This is a genomic window from Trichodesmium erythraeum IMS101 (genome assembly GCF_000014265.1).
In the GTDB taxonomy this organism is placed as follows: domain Bacteria; phylum Cyanobacteriota; class Cyanobacteriia; order Cyanobacteriales; family Microcoleaceae; genus Trichodesmium; species Trichodesmium erythraeum.
Window position 1 is genome coordinate 7,425,900 of record NC_008312.1, and the last position, 16,313, is coordinate 7,442,212.

General features: G+C 31.1%; 20 protein-coding genes and 3 pseudogenes. 9 read left to right on the forward strand and 14 right to left on the reverse strand.

Annotated elements, in window-relative coordinates:
• Window positions 1-7: 7 nt before the first annotated feature.
• Window positions 8-481: a transposase family protein gene (locus TERY_RS26555; protein ID WP_011614086.1), complete on the reverse strand. Its 474-nt coding sequence runs from the start codon at window positions 479-481 to the stop codon at window positions 8-10.
• A gap of 20 nt (window positions 482-501) precedes the next feature.
• Window positions 502-876 carry a transposase family protein gene (locus TERY_RS26560; RefSeq protein WP_011614087.1) on the reverse strand — a complete coding sequence of 125 codons (375 nt, stop codon included), beginning with the start codon at window positions 874-876 and terminating at the stop codon, window positions 502-504.
• 472 nt (window positions 877-1,348) lie between these two features.
• Between TERY_RS26560 and TERY_RS35555 the strand changes: the two genes are divergently transcribed.
• Entirely contained in the window at window positions 1,349-1,477 is a 129-nt protein-coding gene (locus TERY_RS35555) for a transposase family protein (RefSeq protein WP_081432574.1), read from the forward strand.
• Window positions 1,478-1,987: 510 nt separating this feature from the next.
• Here the strand turns inward: TERY_RS35555 and TERY_RS35560 are convergent.
• Complete coding sequence (locus TERY_RS35560) at window positions 1,988-2,161, reverse strand: hypothetical protein (RefSeq protein WP_196797155.1); 174 nt, start codon at window positions 2,159-2,161, stop codon at window positions 1,988-1,990.
• A gap of 519 nt (window positions 2,162-2,680) precedes the next feature.
• Here TERY_RS35560 and TERY_RS31610 point away from each other — a divergent pair.
• Together TERY_RS31610 and TERY_RS37830 are read left to right on the forward strand one after the other, a co-directional pair.
• The gene (locus TERY_RS31610; RefSeq protein ID WP_370497327.1) at window positions 2,681-3,187 is read left to right on the forward strand and encodes a transposase; all 507 of its coding nucleotides are present in this window, start codon (window positions 2,681-2,683) and stop codon (window positions 3,185-3,187) included.
• 88 nt (window positions 3,188-3,275) lie between these two features.
• Complete coding sequence (locus TERY_RS37830) at window positions 3,276-3,401, forward strand: hypothetical protein (protein ID WP_370496206.1); 126 nt, start codon at window positions 3,276-3,278, stop codon at window positions 3,399-3,401.
• A 1,595-nt stretch (window positions 3,402-4,996) separates the two neighbouring features.
• On the opposite strand, the pseudogene TERY_RS34055 reads toward TERY_RS37830, so the two are convergent.
• Window positions 4,997-6,077 (reverse strand): annotated as a pseudogene (locus TERY_RS34055) (IS630 family transposase).
• Window positions 6,078-6,220: 143 nt separating this feature from the next.
• On the opposite strand from TERY_RS34055, the gene TERY_RS34060 reads away from it, so the two are divergent.
• Both TERY_RS34060 and TERY_RS26575 read left to right on the forward strand, forming a co-directional pair.
• Window positions 6,221-6,385 (forward strand): hypothetical protein, encoded by a 165-nt coding sequence (locus TERY_RS34060; RefSeq protein WP_155994602.1) that lies wholly within the window; start codon window positions 6,221-6,223, stop codon window positions 6,383-6,385.
• 145 nt (window positions 6,386-6,530) lie between these two features.
• Window positions 6,531-6,953 carry an IS66 family transposase gene (locus TERY_RS26575; RefSeq protein WP_063823355.1) on the forward strand — a complete coding sequence of 141 codons (423 nt, stop codon included), beginning with the start codon at window positions 6,531-6,533 and terminating at the stop codon, window positions 6,951-6,953.
• 395 nt (window positions 6,954-7,348) lie between these two features.
• Here TERY_RS26575 and TERY_RS23360 read toward each other — a convergent pair whose 3' ends face one another.
• From TERY_RS23360 to TERY_RS35565, 3 genes are read right to left on the reverse strand one after another with little or no spacing between them, the layout of a single operon-like run.
• Entirely contained in the window at window positions 7,349-8,125 is a 777-nt protein-coding gene (locus tag TERY_RS23360) for an IS4 family transposase (protein WP_052845866.1), read from the reverse strand.
• Complete coding sequence (locus TERY_RS31625; RefSeq protein ID WP_011614133.1) at window positions 8,073-8,363, reverse strand: hypothetical protein; 291 nt, start codon at window positions 8,361-8,363, stop codon at window positions 8,073-8,075. Before TERY_RS31625 ends, TERY_RS23360 begins: the two co-directional genes overlap by 53 nt.
• 39 nt (window positions 8,364-8,402) lie before the next feature.
• Window positions 8,403-8,660, reverse strand: coding sequence for a hypothetical protein (locus TERY_RS35565; protein WP_011614091.1), 258 nt, complete (start codon window positions 8,658-8,660; stop codon window positions 8,403-8,405).
• Window positions 8,661-8,870: 210 nt separating this feature from the next.
• Here TERY_RS35565 and TERY_RS34065 point away from each other — a divergent pair.
• Window positions 8,871-9,138: pseudogene (locus TERY_RS34065) on the forward strand (IS66 family transposase); the annotation flags it as partial.
• A 334-nt stretch (window positions 9,139-9,472) separates the two neighbouring features.
• Here TERY_RS34065 and TERY_RS29205 read toward each other — a convergent pair.
• From TERY_RS29205 to TERY_RS37835, 4 genes are all read right to left on the reverse strand, one after another.
• Complete coding sequence (locus TERY_RS29205; RefSeq protein ID WP_011614093.1) at window positions 9,473-9,946, reverse strand: transposase family protein; 474 nt, start codon at window positions 9,944-9,946, stop codon at window positions 9,473-9,475.
• A 20-nt stretch (window positions 9,947-9,966) separates the two neighbouring features.
• A complete protein-coding gene (locus TERY_RS29210; protein WP_370497329.1) occupies window positions 9,967-10,347 on the reverse strand; it encodes a helix-turn-helix domain-containing protein in 381 nt (126 codons plus the stop codon).
• Between the two features lie 581 nt (window positions 10,348-10,928).
• Window positions 10,929-11,207: a transposase family protein gene (locus TERY_RS35570; RefSeq protein WP_370497331.1), complete on the reverse strand. Its 279-nt coding sequence runs from the start codon at window positions 11,205-11,207 to the stop codon at window positions 10,929-10,931.
• 143 nt (window positions 11,208-11,350) lie between these two features.
• Window positions 11,351-11,494: a hypothetical protein gene (locus TERY_RS37835; protein WP_370496210.1), complete on the reverse strand. Its 144-nt coding sequence runs from the start codon at window positions 11,492-11,494 to the stop codon at window positions 11,351-11,353.
• A gap of 219 nt (window positions 11,495-11,713) precedes the next feature.
• On the opposite strand from TERY_RS37835, the gene TERY_RS23380 reads away from it, so the two are divergent.
• Window positions 11,714-13,453: a helicase HerA domain-containing protein gene (locus TERY_RS23380; protein ID WP_011614094.1), complete on the forward strand. Its 1,740-nt coding sequence runs from the start codon at window positions 11,714-11,716 to the stop codon at window positions 13,451-13,453.
• 303 nt (window positions 13,454-13,756) lie between these two features.
• On the opposite strand, the gene TERY_RS23385 is transcribed toward TERY_RS23380, so the two are convergent.
• On the reverse strand, window positions 13,757-14,188 hold the full coding sequence (locus TERY_RS23385; protein WP_011614095.1) for a hypothetical protein: 432 nt from the start codon (window positions 14,186-14,188) through the stop codon (window positions 13,757-13,759).
• 306 nt (window positions 14,189-14,494) lie between these two features.
• Window positions 14,495-14,755 (reverse strand): photosystem I reaction center subunit PsaK, encoded by a 261-nt coding sequence (gene psaK, locus TERY_RS23390; protein WP_011614096.1) that lies wholly within the window; start codon window positions 14,753-14,755, stop codon window positions 14,495-14,497.
• Window positions 14,756-15,140: 385 nt separating this feature from the next.
• On the opposite strand from psaK, the gene TERY_RS23395 reads away from it, so the two are divergent.
• Entirely contained in the window at window positions 15,141-15,644 is a 504-nt protein-coding gene (locus tag TERY_RS23395) for a helix-turn-helix domain-containing protein (protein ID WP_011609939.1), read from the forward strand.
• An 8-nt stretch (window positions 15,645-15,652) separates the two neighbouring features.
• Window positions 15,653-16,108, forward strand: a complete 456-nt coding sequence (locus TERY_RS29215; protein ID WP_155994750.1) for an IS630 family transposase — start codon at window positions 15,653-15,655, stop codon at window positions 16,106-16,108.
• Window positions 16,109-16,215: 107 nt separating this feature from the next.
• Here the strand turns inward: TERY_RS29215 and TERY_RS37840 are convergent.
• A pseudogene (locus TERY_RS37840) lies at window positions 16,216-16,302 on the reverse strand (IS630 family transposase); the annotation flags it as partial.
• Window positions 16,303-16,313 lie beyond the last annotated feature (11 nt).

Below are 16,313 nucleotides of genomic sequence, written 5' to 3' on the forward strand. Positions count from 1 at the left end.
CTATTCTTCATCTCACTAATCCACATACTACCATTATTACTTTCTCATAACTTTTCTCTTTTAATCTAAATCTTTCTCTCGCAATTCCAAATATTTTTAGTAATCTAATTACATGTTCTACGAATATTCTTTTTTGGGCTTTTTGTTGATTTTTTTCTTTTATTTCTTCTGGCATTTCTTTTTTTCTTGGCTTCTTTTTTGGTGTGCTTGTTCTTTCTGCTCCTTGATCTTCTTTATCCCCTTGAAAATATTGATTATCCTTAAATTTTTCCCGTTGTTTGTTTAATAAATTTATATCACTTAATGGTCCCCTTTCTCCGATAATTACATCCACTATTTCTGTTCCTTTTGGTGTCGTTATTATTTGATTTTTAAAGGTATGATTTTTCTTGTTTCCTGAATAATATTTTTCTGGTTTTTCAGATTCTTTTGGTCTTTCTCTACTTTGTTCTGAGCTATCTACTATTAATTCTAATTCCATTAACGCTTCTTTTACCCATTCTAATTCATCTTCTTTTTTTTGACTTGTTCTAATAAACTAGCTGGTAATAAATCTGGTAAAATATTTATCCAGTAATGGAATATATTATTGGCTGTTGATTCACTAAACCCAAAATTTATTCCTAATAATTGAAAAGTTGGTATATGATGTAAATAATATAGCGTTAAAAATATTTCTTCTGTTTTAGTTAAAGTCTTTTTTCTGCCTCCACCTGGTTTAATTAATCTTATTTCTTTCTCGTCAATTACCTTTAAATTTTCTGATTCTTTGATAATTGCATTTTCTATTAATTGTGTTAGCTGTTCATAAGTAATCCCTATAATTCTTTTTGTTTCTTTCGGATAATTATGAATGTACTCTAAAGTTTTATTCATTGGTATAGCCGCCTAAATAAAATTATAAATGAACATTACAATCTTATCTTATTTTCTATTTTGGAGATGTCTAATATCTTTATAATCATCCAAGAGAAACAAAAAGGATTATTGGTATTACAGATAAACAACTCATAAAATTAATAGAAAATACTCAAAAAATTATCGCCAGTAAATAAAAAAGATTAATTAAGGCAGAAGGAGGCAGAAAAAAAACCTTAAAAGTCGAGGAAGAAATCATCTTAACTTTATGCTATTTACGTCATGTGCCCACATTTGCTCATACTAGGAATATCTTTTAGTGTAAGCTCATCAACAGCAAATAATATTTTTCAGGCTTGGGATAGACATATTACAATATTTATTACCTTGTAGTTTATTTGAACAATTCCGAGAAAAAGAAGATGAATATTTTTGGATACAAAAAATTTTAACTGAACTTGAATTAATTGTAGATACTACAGAACAGAGTATATATAGGCCAGATGACGATAAGAAACAGAAAAAATATTACTCTGAAAAAAAGAAAAGTCATACATTAAAAAACCAGATAATAATTACAGAAAAGGGGACAGAAATAGTAGATGTAATTGTGGGATAAAGAGTGCCAGAAAGCGATGTAAATTTACTCATAAAACAACTTTCAAAATTTGATAAAAAACCAAAATTTCAGGGAGATAAAGGAGATCAAGGAGCCGAGAGAACTACAATACCCAAAAAAAAGCCGAGAAAACAATAATTGCCAGCAGAAATCAAAGAAGATAACTTGAAATTAGCCCAAAAAAGAAAGAATATTTGTAGAGCATATAATAAGGCTAATAAAAATATTTGGAATGGCACGAGAAAGATTTAGATTAAAAGATAGTAATTATGAAAAAGTAATTTTAACAATATGTGGTTTAGTAAGATTAAGAATAGGAGGATTTTTATTAGTATAAATCATGGCTTGTGACGAAAAAGAAAACAAGAAAAAACTGGATAAAGATGGTGAATAATTAACAAGAATTATCTCTAATACTCTAAAGTGCGTAAAAAATGACTATCTGGAGGATTTAGCGATCGCTCCCTAAAAAATAGTTACAGTAAGGGAAGTGAGAATTTTTGGAGATGTCTAATGATAATTATTCTTTTTAGGATGTGGGTTAGGGCTCACGGGGTAGACAAGTAAGCTTAATGCTAGATATAGTAATAATTTGAGACAATAAATTGAATAATAATTCAATTTATAAAGAATGCTATTTTGAGTTTGGGAGGTAGCGATCGCCAATTCACTCTTATCCACCATCTGAGTTGATTATTTATTCATTTAAAAAGTTTTGGAAATAATTAAAAATATGATAAAAAAGGGTTAGTAATTACAAAGAAAAATCAATAAAAGTGAATATATTAGGCTTTTATCAAGCCCATATTAAGCAAAAATTGAGTCCATCTCAAGTAATAACATTACAAATATTATTATACGTGAGTATCAGTACATAAAACTGTACAGATATCAAAATTAAGTAATTATTTTTCCCTACCAATAAAATTAGAAAGTAAGAGAAAACATATACAAAGGTTTTTGACTTGAAAAGAGTTAAGCCTAGCTTTATTTTGGTTTCCTTTAGTTAAAAAAATAATAGAAAATTTATTTAGTGTTTCCTCAGAATTAGTATTGATTTTAGATAGAACTCAGTGGCAAAATACTAATATATTAATGATTAGTTTAGCTGGGAAAAAGATGGAAATACCATTATATTGGAAAATTTTAACTCATAAAGGAGCTAGTAATTTAACCTAACAAAAAGCAGTAATTCGTCCAGTTATAAGATTATTAAAAGGTCAGAAAATTATGATGGCAGCAGATAGAGAGTTCCATAGTATTTTTCTATCCCACTGGTTGAAAAAATATCAGAAGCAAGATCTATATTTTGTTTTTAGACAGAAAAAAACGACGATAATTAAACGGGGTAAAAAATATTGTAAAGTCTCAGAATTAAAAGTAAATTTCGGTGAAACTAAACTATTATTGAACCATATATTCCCAAAAATTTTGAAGGTAGGAACATATAATTTACTCAATTATAAAAAACAGAAATATCGTCAAAAATCTGTTGTAGATAAATGGTATATTCTCTCCAATTTATCATCTCCTAAAAAGATTAAAAAAATATATATTCAGAGAATGGGAATTGAAGCAATGTTTAAATACTATAAAACTGGTAGTTACAATCTAGAATCAGCTAAAGCTAATAAAATGAGATTAAGTAATTTAATTTTATTAATAGCTATTTCATACACAATTAGTTCATTTCAAGTCCAAAAAAATTAAAAATCAAGGGGTTCAATAATATATATCAAGAACTAATAAAAAGGTTAGAAAATAAAGAAGAAACAGTAGTTTTCTTGTAGGATTATCTATGATTTATTGGGCAATAAATGATAATTTTATCTGGGAATTAGTAGAAAATTTAATGGACCTTAATCCTCATAAATTACTATATTATCAAAGAGGACTCAAACCGATGAATACAGTGGTTAATTAGACTGTAATTTTTGATTAACAATAAATTAATTCATGTGAGTTTTTTAATAAGTTGATTTATTGGTAGTCCTATATATGTAGTGATATGTTCATATAAGTAGTCAGCAATGGATATTAATATCAGAAATATTGCGCTTTTGCCTACTAAAAATTAAAAGTTTATTTGCTAGGCGAGCCCTTAATATAACCAAATACTAAGTTATCAATAAATTTCTTCTAAATATCATACCACAAATTGTGCTAACATACACTTACTAAAATAAAAAATAAGGTAAAATTATCAAAACCATTTATGTATATAGTCTCCCAAATGAATCCAAATTTAGAATATATTTATAATTATCTAAAAGAAACAAAAAGAATTATTAGTATTACTTATGAAAAGCTAATAAAATTAATAAGAAATGCCCCAAAAATAGAATCATAAAAAAGGTCGGCGATCGCCAAAACAGAAAAAAGATTAATTAAAGCAGTTGGAGTCAGAAAAAAGAATTTAACAAAGGAAGAATAAATAATTTTTACATGATTTTATTTACATCAAATACCAAATTTTCAAACATTAAGAATTAACTTTGGTATGAGTGAATCAACTGCCAATAATATTTTTCATTTTTACATGATTTTATTTACATCAAATACCAATTTTAAAACATTAGGAATTAACTTTAGTATAAGTTAATTAAGTGCTAATAATATTTTTCATTACTGGATAGATATTCTCAGAGAATTACTGCTAGCAAGTTTATTAGAAGAAGTAAAAAAAAAGAAAATAAATAGAAATAGGTAAAGGAGATATTAACAGAATTAAAATTAATTTTAGATAGTACAGAACAAGGTAGAGGAAGACCAAGTGAATATAAAAACCAAGAAAAATATAAAATATAAAAAAAGAAAAATTATACTTTTAAAAATCAAATAATAACGATACCAAAAGGAACAGAAATAGTGGATATAATAGTAGGATAAAAAGGTTTAGTAAGTGATATAAAAATATTAAGAAAACAACCGGATAAATTTGATAAAAAACAAAAATTTTAAGGAGATAAAGCTGATGAAGGAGTAGAAAGAACTACTACACAAAAAAAGAAACCAATAAAAAAAGAAATGCCACCAGAAATTAAAGAATAAAATCAAGAAAAAGCAAAAAAAAGAATATTTTTATAACATGTAATAAGATTAATTAAAATATTTAGATTTCCTCGAAAAAGATTCAGATTAAACAAATAATAATGATCAAAAAGTACTTTTAAAAATATGTAGTTTAGTGCGATTAAAAATGGCTTATTTATATTAGTAAAAATCATCAAAAGCTGAGATAAAAAGAATAAATTAAAGTCCAATAAATATTTGAATTAGTAACACAAAGTGTCTCTGATACCTATAAAACTGTACAAATTAACTATCTTCAAGGTGAGCTAACACTCCACTAAAAATAGTTAGTATAAGCGTTTGAGTATTGTTGGAGATGTCTATTCTCCATTTTCTGCACCTGTATAATACCAATTTGAAAATGTTGGCTACAAAAGACTACCCTATTTATCAAAATAATTGGGTCTAATACCAGTTTAATAAATGTTTGCTACAAATATAGCAATCCTAAATAGATTGTGGCAAAATTCCATACTGAAAAAGCTTTGGGAAATCAAATATTTGACCATCTGCAAAAAACTTAAATAGCCACTTAACTACTTTAAAAGAACTGCAAAGATGATCAAATTGTCTGATGAAACTTTTAGTTGGCAACCAAATATCTTCAACAGGGTTTTGTTCAGGAGCATTTGGGGCAAATAAGCGTACAATTTATCAACCATTCTTCTTCAGGTAAATCTTGATTAATTAACATCAGATATTCTCGAAATTCTTGAGAGTTATGATAAGTTGCACCGTCCCCAAATATTGCCAATCTTTTTCCTGGTCTTTGCTCTTGTAAATATTTAACAAATTCATTCTTTTTTTCAGTATTTCCATTCTTATATTCTTGCACAATGAATTCCTTATTTTGATAATAATTGGCTCCATAATAAGTTTGTCTTTCTTTTTCATTTTTGATCGGAATTTCTATTCTTTTATCTGTTCTTCCCCAAGTATAGCTATATAGAGCACCCCATAATAGATGACATTCATCAATCATAAACACTGTAAGATTTTCAGATTCTATTTCTGGTTGCCATTTAGTCAATAATTCCTCTATTTCTTTTTTTTTGCTTTCACTAATTCATCATTTTTAGCGGGATTTTTTTGGGAGTTTTTTTTCAAGTTATTCCTGCTTCTTTGAGTAAGTTATAATAACTTTGATTAGACTCAAAAACTACATCATATTGCTTCTTTAAATATTTTTGTAAATCTGACAATCTTAGGTAATTTTGTGCCCTCACCCACTCAATTATTTGCTCTTTTTCTTCGGCCTTTAAGTAACCTTGTGTTCCAATATAATTGAAGCTTTAAACTTTCACTTGCCATGAAACAGTGCTTGGTTTTTCCATTCGCTTTCTAAACTGCTGAGTTACATTTAATAATTCTTTGACTTCATGATAGGATTTTCCCGACAAAATCATTTTTACAGCTAAGGCTCTTTTTATTTCTTTTGACTATGCATGTGTGATTGATAAAATCGTCTAGTTCATCTATAATATTCATTACTTTGTATTTTGACTGGAGATGTTATTCTTACTATTATATCTGTTGCGACCTATTTAGGATTGCTATAGCTAGGGTACTTTTTAGGAGTCACGAGTCAGGAGTCAGAATTAATGGCTTCAATACCGTTTTTAGGTCTGAAATTCTCTTTTTTGTCAAAAGAGCATCTCCTGTAAAATATGCATGATTGCCCTTACTATTGGTAAAGTGCGGCGATTGTGTCAAAAGTTTGGAGAACAAGTATCAGGGGAATTACCAGAAAGAAAATGTAATTCCAGGACAAGATTTATCAGTAAACCTACAAACAATGTTGGTATAGTTGGGGCACTACAGCCATTTGTCTTATGAAAAACAACAAAAATGGTTGATAGAGTTTGGGAAAATAGAGGTAAGTTGAGGAACTTTGGTTGCCACCACCCTTAGAGTGTCTGAAGCTCTGACCCCACAAGTACAAGAACTAAAAGATTAGGTTAAAACTTAACCTCAAGTTCATGTGGATGAGTCCCCATGGTTGGTACAAGGAGTAAAAGAATGGATGTGGGTAATATCGTCCGAAAAATATAGTTTATTTCATGCCGGAGATACTCGTTCACGAGCCAAACTGGAATATCTACTTGGTCAAAGTTTTTCGGGAGTGCTGAGTTCTGACGATTTTAGTGTCTACAACAGCTACCGAGTCGTAGCCCAGCAGAAATGTCTAGCTCATCTACAACGACATTTTCAGCAAGTAACTCGTCTGAAGCAAGCCCATCAGAAAGCTTTGGGAGAAGCATTTCTTTCCTGGATAGATGAAGCCTTTACTCAACACAGTGGGGTGAAACTCTTGAAGCATCTACTTATGCTTCTTGGGCCGAATCTTTCAAGGTGCGGCTTAAACAGGCAATTTCGACTTGGAGTGCCAAAGCAGGTTATGTAGCAGGGCTGTTGTTGAAGTCCTTAAGAGCTCACGGGGTGACAAGCTAGTTGAAAGCTATGTATAGAGAGGAATTTGCGTTCTGGGACTGAGGAATAATTCAATTAAAAGAAAATCCTTATTGAGAATTAAGGGGGTGTAGTGCGTTCGATCCGCGAACACACTACACCCCCTAACTAAATTGAATAATAATTCAAGTTGCACTGGAGAATAATATTATGAAAAAACTCACATGAATTAATTGATTATTAATCAAAAATTACGGTCTAATTAACCACTATATTCATCGCTTTTATGCCCCTGTGATAATATAGAAATTTATGAGGATTAAGCCTCATTAAATTTTCTACTAATCCCCAGATAAAATCATCATTTATTGCCCAATACATCCTAGATAATCATACAAAAAAACTACTGTGCCTTCTTTCTTTTCTACTTTTTTCATTAGTTCTTGATATATATTCTTGAACCCCTTTATTTTTAATTTTTTGGACTTGAAATGAACTAATTGCATAAGAAATAGCTATTAATAAAATTAAATTATTCAATCTCGTTTCATTGGCTTTCGCTGATTCTAGATTGTAAGCACCAGTTTTATAGTCTTTAAACATTGCTTCAATTCCCATTCTCTGGCTATATATTTTTTTAATTTTCCCTGGTAACGATAGATTAGTTAAAATATACCATTTTTCGGAAACAGATTTGTCACGATATTTTGGTTTTTTATATATCAGTAAATTATATGTTCCTACTCTCAAAATTTTGGTAATTTTTTGATTTAAAAATAGTTTACATTCACCGATGTTTGCTGGTAATTCAGAGAGTTTACAATATTTTTTTCCTCGTTTAATCATCGTCGATTTTTTTGTTCTCAAAACAAAGTATACATCTTGTTTTTGATATTTTTTCAACCAATAACATAGAAAAATACTGTGGAACTCTCTATCTGCTGTCAGAATGATTTTCTGGCATTTTAATAATCTTATAACTGGACGAATTACTGCTTTTTGTTCGGCTAAATTACTAGCTCCTTTATGAGTTAAAATTTTCCAATGTATAGGTAAAGCTCTCTTTTTCCAAGCTAAACTAATCATTAATATATTAGTATTTTGCCACTGAGTTCTATCTAAAATTAATACTAATTCTGAGGGAAAGTCGAATAATTTTTTTACCATTATTCTGACCCAAGGAAACCAGAATAAAGGCAAACTTAATTCCTTGATAGTTAAAAATATTTCGCATAAGTTTTCCCTTACTTTCTAATTTTATTGGTAGGGGAAAATAATTACTTAGTTTTGATATTTGCACAGTTTTATGTACAGATATTAAGTATAATAATATTTGTAATGTTACTAATTGAGATGGACTCAATTTTTCCTTAATATGGTCTTGATAAAAGCCTAATATATTCACCTTTTATTGATTTTTATTTGTAATTATTAACCTTTTTTATCATATAATTTTTTTACCATTATTCTGACCCAAGGAAACCAGAATAAAGGCAAACTTAATTCCTTGATAGTTAAAAATATTTCGCATAAGTTTTCCCTTACTTTCTAATTTTATTGGTAGGGGAAAATAATTACTTAGTTTTGATATTTGCACAGTTTTATGTACAGATATTAAGTATAATAATATTTGTAATGTTACTAATTGAGATGGACTCAATTTTTCCTTAATATGGTCTTGATAAAAGCCTAATATATTCACCTTTTATTGATTTTTATTTGTAATTAGTAACCTTTTTTTATCATATTTTTAACTATTTCAAAAAACTTTTAAAATGAATAAATAATCAACGCACTACACCCCATCCATTCTCAATAAGCATTTTCTTTTTGTTGAAATATTCTTCAGTCTACGAAGGCAAATCCCTTTCTATATATAGCTTTCAACTAGCTTGTCACCCCGTGAGGTGAGAGAGACAAATCTCATCAATGGTGGTATTTCCTTGAACATCCTCAAGTACCTCCCGATAATAATCGGGCGGAAAGGTAATTGCCAAACGCAAGTGACCAAGGGTAAAGTAGCTGGTGGTTCTCCTGGATTTCGTCGTTCGGCAACATTGTTAGGCGTCATACAGTCTTGTCGCGTTCAGGGTCGCTCTGTTCTTGATTTCTTTAGGCGATCGCTTTCTTTGGCAGTACGATCGCGTTCTCACGAATTATCTCTCCCATACTATCTCTGAGTAATTAGGATGATTTTGTCAATCCCTACACCTGAATACTTACGATAAAAGAAACTTAACTTTGATTTTATACCAAGGGTAAAAAAAGAATGTTTTCAAATAAAAAGTGTGCTTAAAATATTTTACCAAATAGACATCTCCAAAAATTAACAAGGCCTTTCCTTGACTTGATCTTAGCCTAGTTGCCATATCAAGCATCTTTGGTCCTAAAATACGCAATCATAAATCTTTGAGATATTTTCTCTTACTAATTCAACATTTATTTCCCCCCATTTTCACTTTATTCTCTTAATTTATTATCTTCTTTTTATACTAATATTAATGCTCCTATTCTTCATCTCACTAATCCACATACTACCATTATTACTTTCTCATAACTTTTCTCTTTTAATCTAAATCTTTCTCTCGCAATTCCAAATATTTTTAGTAATCTAATTACATGTTCTACGAATATTCTTTTTTGGGCTTTTTGTTGATTTTTTTCTTTTATTTCTTCTGACATTTCTTTTTTTCTTGGCTTCTTTTTTGGTGTGCTTGTTCTTTCTGCTCCTTGATCTGCCTGATCCCCTTGAAAATATTGATTATCCTTAAATTTTTCCCGTTGTTTGTTTAATAAATTTATATCACTTAATGGTCCCCTTTCTCCGATAATTACATCCACTATTTCTGTTCCTTTTGGCGTCGTTATTATTTGATTTTTAAAGGTATGATTTTTCTTGTTTCCTGAATAATATTTTTCTGGTTTTTCAGATTCTTTTGGTCTTTTTCTACTTTGTTCTGAGCTATATACTATTAATTCTAATTCCATTAACGCTTCTTTTACCCATTCTAATTCATCTTCTTTTTTTTGACTTTTTCTAATAAACTAGCTGGTAATAAATCTGGTAAAATATTTATCCAGTAATGGAATATATTATTGGCTGTTGATTCACTAACCCCAAAATTTATTCCTAATAATTGAAAAGTTGGTATATGATCTAAATAATATAGCGTTAAAAATATTTCTTCTGTTTTAGTTAAAGTCTTTTTTCTGCCTCCACCTGGTTTAATTAATCTTATTTCTTTCTCGGCAATTACCTGGAAATTTTCTGATTCTTTGATAATTGCATTTTCTATTAATTGTGTTAGCTGTTCATAAGTAATCCCTATAATTCTTTTTGTTTCTTTCGGATAATTATGAATGTACTCTAAAGTTTTATTGATTGGTATAGCTACCTAAATAAAATTGTAAATGAACATTACAATCTTATCTTATTTTCTATTTTGGAGATGTCTAATAGATATCTCCAAAAATTCTCACTTCCCTTACTGTAACTATTTTTTAGGGAGCGATCGCTAAATCCTCCAGATAGTCATTTTTTACGCACTTTAGAGTATTAGAGATAATTCTTGTTAATTATTCACCATCTTTATCCAGTTTTTTCTTGTTTTCTTTTTCGTCACAAGCCATGATTTATACTAATAAAAATCCTCCTATTCTTAATCTTACTAAACCACATATTGTTAAAATTACTTTTTCATAATTACTATCTTTTAATCTAAATCTTTCTCGTGCCATTCCAAATATTTTTATTAGCCTTATTATATGCTCTACAAATATTCTTTCTTTTTTGGGCTAATTTCAAGTTATCTTCTTTGATTTCTGCTGGCAATTATTGTTTTCTCGGCTTTTTTTTGGGTATTGTAGTTCTCTCGGCTCCTTGATCTCCTTTATCTCCCTGAAATTTTGGTTTTTTATCAAATTTTGAAAGTTGTTTTATGAGTAAATTTACATCGCTTTCTGGCACTCTTTATCCCACAATTACATCTACTATTTCTGTCCCCTTTTCTGTAATTATTATCTGGTTTTTTAATGTATGACTTTTCTTTTTTTCAGAGTAATATTTTTTCTGTTTCTTATCGTCATCTGGCCTATATATACTCTGTTCTGTAGTATCTACAATTAATTCAAGTTCAGTTAAAATTTTTTGTATCCAAAAATATTCATCTTCTTTTTCTCGGAATTGTTCAAATAAACTACAAGGTAATAAATCTTGTAATATGTCTATCCCAAGCCTGAAAAATATTATTTGCTGTTGATGAGCTTACACTAAAAGATATTCCTAGTATGAGCAAATGTGGGCACATGACGTAAATAGCATAAAGTTAAGATGATTTCTTCCTCGACTTTTAAGGTTTTTTTTCTGCCTCCTTCTGCCTTAATTAATCTTTTTTATTTACTGGCGATCGCCTGTCTTTTTTTTTCTTCAATTTTTTGAGTATTTTCTATTAATTTTATGAGTTGTTTATCTGTAATACCAATAATCCTTTTTGTTTCTCTTGGATGATTATAAAGATATTCTAATACATTATTCATTTGGGGACAGCGTATATATAATTTATCACTAGAACTTTACCTTAATTTTTATTTTGGAGATGTCTAATAATTAATAATTAAATAATTCAGATTAAAAGCCTTCCTTAATCAAGCAATCAACCCAGTTTATTTGTTGCTTTGTGGGTTAATTTGCTTTCTCAATAGCTAATAAAAATGGTATAATTTAATATAGCACCCCAAAATAATCAAGTAATTTACATGGATTTTGAAAGACCATTAGGCTCAGTAATTCAAGGTTCCCTCAGTCAAGGATTAGAAGTACGACTCCACCCGGACGTATTGGTAGAAGATATGCGGGTTGGTAAATTTTTAGTTGTACAAGGAGTACGCGCCCATTTTTTCTGTATGCTAACCGATGTTTTATTAGGAACATCTAGCGAACGAATAATGATTAATCCACCCCTACCCACAGATGATTTTTTGCAATCTGTTTTAGCTGGAGGTAGTACCTACGGAACTATCGAACTCGCTCCAATGTTAATGTTAGCTATTGCTCCAGAACAATTACCAGACTCTTTCAATTTCAACAACACAAATGATAATCAAAAAAAATTAAAGTCAACCCAAAATTTAGCATCCTTTGAAGCTCAAAGCAGTTCTCAAATTAAATTAATGCCAGTCAAAACTATTCCTAGTCATTTTTCCCAAGTATTTGAAGCAAGTGTCAGAGATTTTAGTTTAGTTTTTGGCAGGGAAGACGACCCGACTCGCCGGAATTTTGCTGTGGGTAAACCTATTGATATGGATGTACCTGTTTGTTTAGATTTAGATAGATTTGTAGAACGAAGTAATGGGATTTTTGGTAAGTCGGGAACTGGTAAATCTTTTCTGACTCGTTTACTTTTATCTGGCATTATTCGGAAAGGTGCTGCCGTAAATTTAATTTTTGATATGCACTCCGAATATGGTTGGGAAGCAATTGCAGAAGGAAAACAAGTTAATACTGTAAAAGGTTTACGACAATTATTTCCCGATCGAGTCGAACTTTGGACGCTTGACCCAGAATCTACTAGACGTAGAGGGGTGCATGATGCACGAGACCTGTATTTAAGTTATAACCAAATTGAGGTTGAAGATATTGGGTTAGTGCAACGGGAGTTAAATTTATCTGAGGCAAGTATTGATAGTGCAAATATTCTCCGCAGTGAATTTGGTAAATCTTGGATTACTAAATTATTGGCAATGACTAATGAAGATATTCAAATATTTTGTGATGAAAAAAGAGGTCATAAAGGTTCGATTATGTCGTTGCAAAGAAAGTTGTTACGACTGGATAATCTGAAATATATGCAGACAAAAAATACCAACAATTATATAGAAGAAATCTTAGAATCTTTAGATGCAGGTAAGCACGTTATTATTGAATTTGGTTCCCAGTCAAATATGCTTTCCTATATGTTGGCAGCTAATATGATTACTCGCCGAATTCATAATAGTTATGTACGGAAAGCAGATAAATTTTTGAGTTCTAAAAATCCGAGCGATCGCCCTCAACCATTAGTTATAACTATTGAGGAAGCTCATCGTTTTCTTGATCCTGCGATAGTACGTTCAACTATTTTTGGTACGATAGCTAGGGAGATGCGGAAATATTTTGTGACTCTATTGGTTGTAGACCAGCGACCTTCGGGAATAGATGCGGAAGTTATGTCTCAAATTGGTACGAGAATTACAGCTTTGTTGAATGATGATAAGGATATTGATTCTATTTTTACAGGAGTTTCTGGAGGTCATAGTTTGAGGTCTGTTTTGGCAAAGTTGGATTCTAAACAGCAAGCTTTGGTATTAGGTCATGCGGTACCAATGCCTGTGGTAATTCAAACTCGTGCTTATGATCAGACTTTTTATCAGGAAATTGGAGATACGGATTGGCGGTATGTTTCTGATAATGAGTTATTTGAAGCGGCTCAAGTGGCTTTGGATGATATTGGGTTTTAGTTGAGGAGTTTGTGGTAAAAATTTTCCACAACCAAACAGCATAAATTTCCTTGAGGTTACTCTCAAGTTAAATTGCCTCAATGTTCTATTTTCTCAAGTCTAAAGGCGGTAACAACATATATAAAAACAAACAATTGTTACACCGATATTGCCAGGACTCCGGAACTGCCAACGACTTGAAAGCAGTTAAGGATGTACCCTTGAATTGGGAGCTATAGTAGAGGAGCCGATTTGGAGGTGCAAGTCTCACGTCCGGTTCAGAAAACGAGTCGGGTAAGGTAAATTACCTGGCGAACGTTTAAGTTAACGAGCAGGCCTCAAAAATTCCACAGGATTATAAGTATTAATCCATAAGCGAGCGCCACAATCTGCTGGTTCATAAGGTCGATAAACGATTCGGCAAGGACCTTGAATATATAAGTCATAACCATAATCGTTACGATCGCCGTGCTTGACAGAAATGACAGGTTCTAGTTTTTCAGGAGGTTTACCTATATTTCTTTTAATTTTACTTTGATTGACATGAATCATTTTGGGTTTGGCGGATTTTTGCTTACGCCATATACCTTTCGGACCCCGTCGAGCCGGAATTATTACAGGCATTCCACTTTTAGAAACTTCTATTTCCCAGAACCTACCGTTTTTGTTAGCTCCCTTCACTCTTCCTTGAGCTAATAGGACTAATAAACGTTGCCGGGATATTCCTAATAAAAAAGATGCTTCTCTGGTTCCCATGTTTTTTTACTATTGAACAATAGTTAACTTAACAAAAAATTGAGTTTAAAGCTTTGCCCATAAGCGAGTAACGATTTACTTTTTTTGAATACATAGTCTTATGCTAAATATTAATTAATTAATTAGTCGCACGCGGGCAGTCTGAGACAAAACAATAGACACTACAGCCCTTACCCCCTTGTTAATAAGGGAATAAGAAGGGTGGGTGCACAAGCTTGTGTTAACAGAACTTTGCACCAGCAAAACGTCAACCCTGCCTTGGCTTTTTGCTCGGTTTTTCCCCATCTATAATAGCCTGAGAGGATGTCAAAGGCTACCTAAATTTGCCAACCCAAGAATCACACCAGCACCTAAAATATGACCGAAGCTTGTAGTTGCCAAAACGCCAGCTACTCCAAAACCACCAAAAAAGTTAGAACCAGGCATGGCTGGACCGACACTAGGGTATTTAACTGTGAACTTGGCAAAGGCGATGGCTACAATATTACAGATAATCATAATTATGGCAATTTTAGGGCTCCAGTCAAAAGTATTGGGGCCAAGTGTTAATAAGGTTGAGTAAAGCATTTTTTCTTGTCCTATCTTATCTGTACATTGAAAACTTCACTACCATATCTTATATCAGAAAATTGTTCTTTTTTTTCTTCTTGTCAGACTATGCAATAATTCTTTACAAATTTAGAAGGAAGATAGAAGAAATTTTATAGAACCCCTGCAGGTATCTCTAAAAATTAAGCGTTTTTATCTGCCGGACTTACTCAGATACGCTAAGCTTTTAAGGATAAGTCGAATCAAACAAACATTAATCTGTATTTTCGGTAGGTTCGCATCAATGTTTTTAGTCAAGCTTTTACACCTCTCCATCCATCTTAAACGCATCTAATTTTTTTTATACTAATTTCATAAACTTAAGCTACACTTTTAGAAGTAACCTATTATAGAAAATGTCCCCATGTCAGGAGTAGTAAAAATTGAGATAAATGAATCGGTAGAAACTCTCAAAAAACTTTTAAAAAGTGCGAGTACAGCTCAAGAAAAGGAAAGACTTCAAACTATTTACTGGTTGAAAACTCAAACAGTAGAAACAGTAAAAGAAATTGCGATAATGTTAGGACGCAATCGAGTCACAGTACAAAAATGGTTAGGGAAATATCGTACAGGTGGACTGAATCTTTTACTAGAACCAAAGAAAAATCTAGGAGGGAGGCCAAGTTCAATTCCACCAAATGTAATCGAGAAATTAGAAGCAGAATTGCAAAACCCGGAAGGTTTCCAAAGCTATGGTGAAATTCAACAGTGGTTAACGACTTGTTTTGACATCGAGCTGTCTTATCGAACAGTTCATCAATTAGTCAGATATAAATTAAAAAGTAAATTAAAAGTTCCACGTCCAAATCACATAAAACAAAATAAAGAAGCTCAAGAAAACTTTAAAAAAAACTCTCATCTCAACTAGAAGAGAAAATTAAGTTAATTAATAAATATTCGGAAAATCAACTGCCAATTCGCTATTGGTGTCAAGACGAGACTAGAATTGGATTAAAAACTATAACAGGTAAAGTCATTACTACTTGCGGTGTTAAGCCCATTGGTTTATATCAATGGCTATTTAAATATCTATGGCTTTATGGTTTAGTAGAACCAAAAACAGGAGATTCCTTTTTTTATGAATTTAGTCATCTAGATACTCCTTGCTTTGAAAGATTTTTAGAGCTTTTTTCTCAAACATATCCTGAAGAGATTCATATTATTCAACTAGATAACGGGCGAGGGCATCTAGGGAATGATTTATCTATCCCTGATCACATCATTTTATTATTTCAACCTCCTTATTGTCCCGAAGTTAATCCCATTGAAAGACTGTGGAAAGAGGTGAAAAAATTCTTGAAAAATCGAGTTTTCGATTCCTTAGATTTCTGACGCAGAATCCTGAGAAATATATTAACTGGATTTAGTCAAAAAGATATTGCTTCTTGTACAGGATATGATTTTATTCTTGAAGCATTATGTGTAGTCGGACTTTAGGAAATTGGTATTACTTGAGTTTTACTCATCCCACCATCAATGGCCTTAATAACTTTTTGTCTTAAGTCATAGCTATAAGGAGAACGCATAATCTTTCCTA

Excerpts from the sequence above, each read along its gene's own strand:
- TERY_RS26555 (WP_011614086.1), bottom strand. The coding sequence starts at position 481 with ATGGAATTAGAATTAATAGTAGATAGCTCAGAACAAAGTAGAGAAAGA.
- TERY_RS26560 (WP_011614087.1), bottom strand. The coding sequence starts at position 876 with ATGAATAAAACTTTAGAGTACATTCATAATTATCCGAAAGAAACAAAA.
- TERY_RS35560 (WP_196797155.1), bottom strand. The coding sequence starts at position 2,161 with ATGGTGGATAAGAGTGAATTGGCGATCGCTACCTCCCAAACTCAAAAT.
- TERY_RS37830 (WP_370496206.1), top strand. The coding sequence starts at position 3,276 with ATGATTTATTGGGCAATAAATGATAATTTTATCTGGGAATTAGTAGAA.
- TERY_RS34060 (WP_155994602.1), top strand. The coding sequence starts at position 6,221 with ATGATTGCCCTTACTATTGGTAAAGTGCGGCGATTGTGTCAAAAGTTT.
- TERY_RS23360 (WP_052845866.1), bottom strand. The coding sequence starts at position 8,125 with ATGGTAAAAAAATTATTCGACTTTCCCTCAGAATTAGTATTAATTTTA.
- TERY_RS29205 (WP_011614093.1), bottom strand. The coding sequence starts at position 9,946 with ATGGAATTAGAATTAATAGTATATAGCTCAGAACAAAGTAGAAAAAGA.
- TERY_RS37835 (WP_370496210.1), bottom strand. The coding sequence starts at position 11,494 with ATGAATAATGTATTAGAATATCTTTATAATCATCCAAGAGAAACAAAA.
- TERY_RS23380 (WP_011614094.1), top strand. The coding sequence starts at position 11,714 with ATGGATTTTGAAAGACCATTAGGCTCAGTAATTCAAGGTTCCCTCAGT.
- TERY_RS23385 (WP_011614095.1), bottom strand. The coding sequence starts at position 14,188 with ATGGGAACCAGAGAAGCATCTTTTTTATTAGGAATATCCCGGCAACGT.
- psaK (WP_011614096.1), bottom strand. The coding sequence starts at position 14,755 with ATGCTTTACTCAACCTTATTAACACTTGGCCCCAATACTTTTGACTGG.
- TERY_RS23395 (WP_011609939.1), top strand. The coding sequence starts at position 15,141 with ATGTCAGGAGTAGTAAAAATTGAGATAAATGAATCGGTAGAAACTCTC.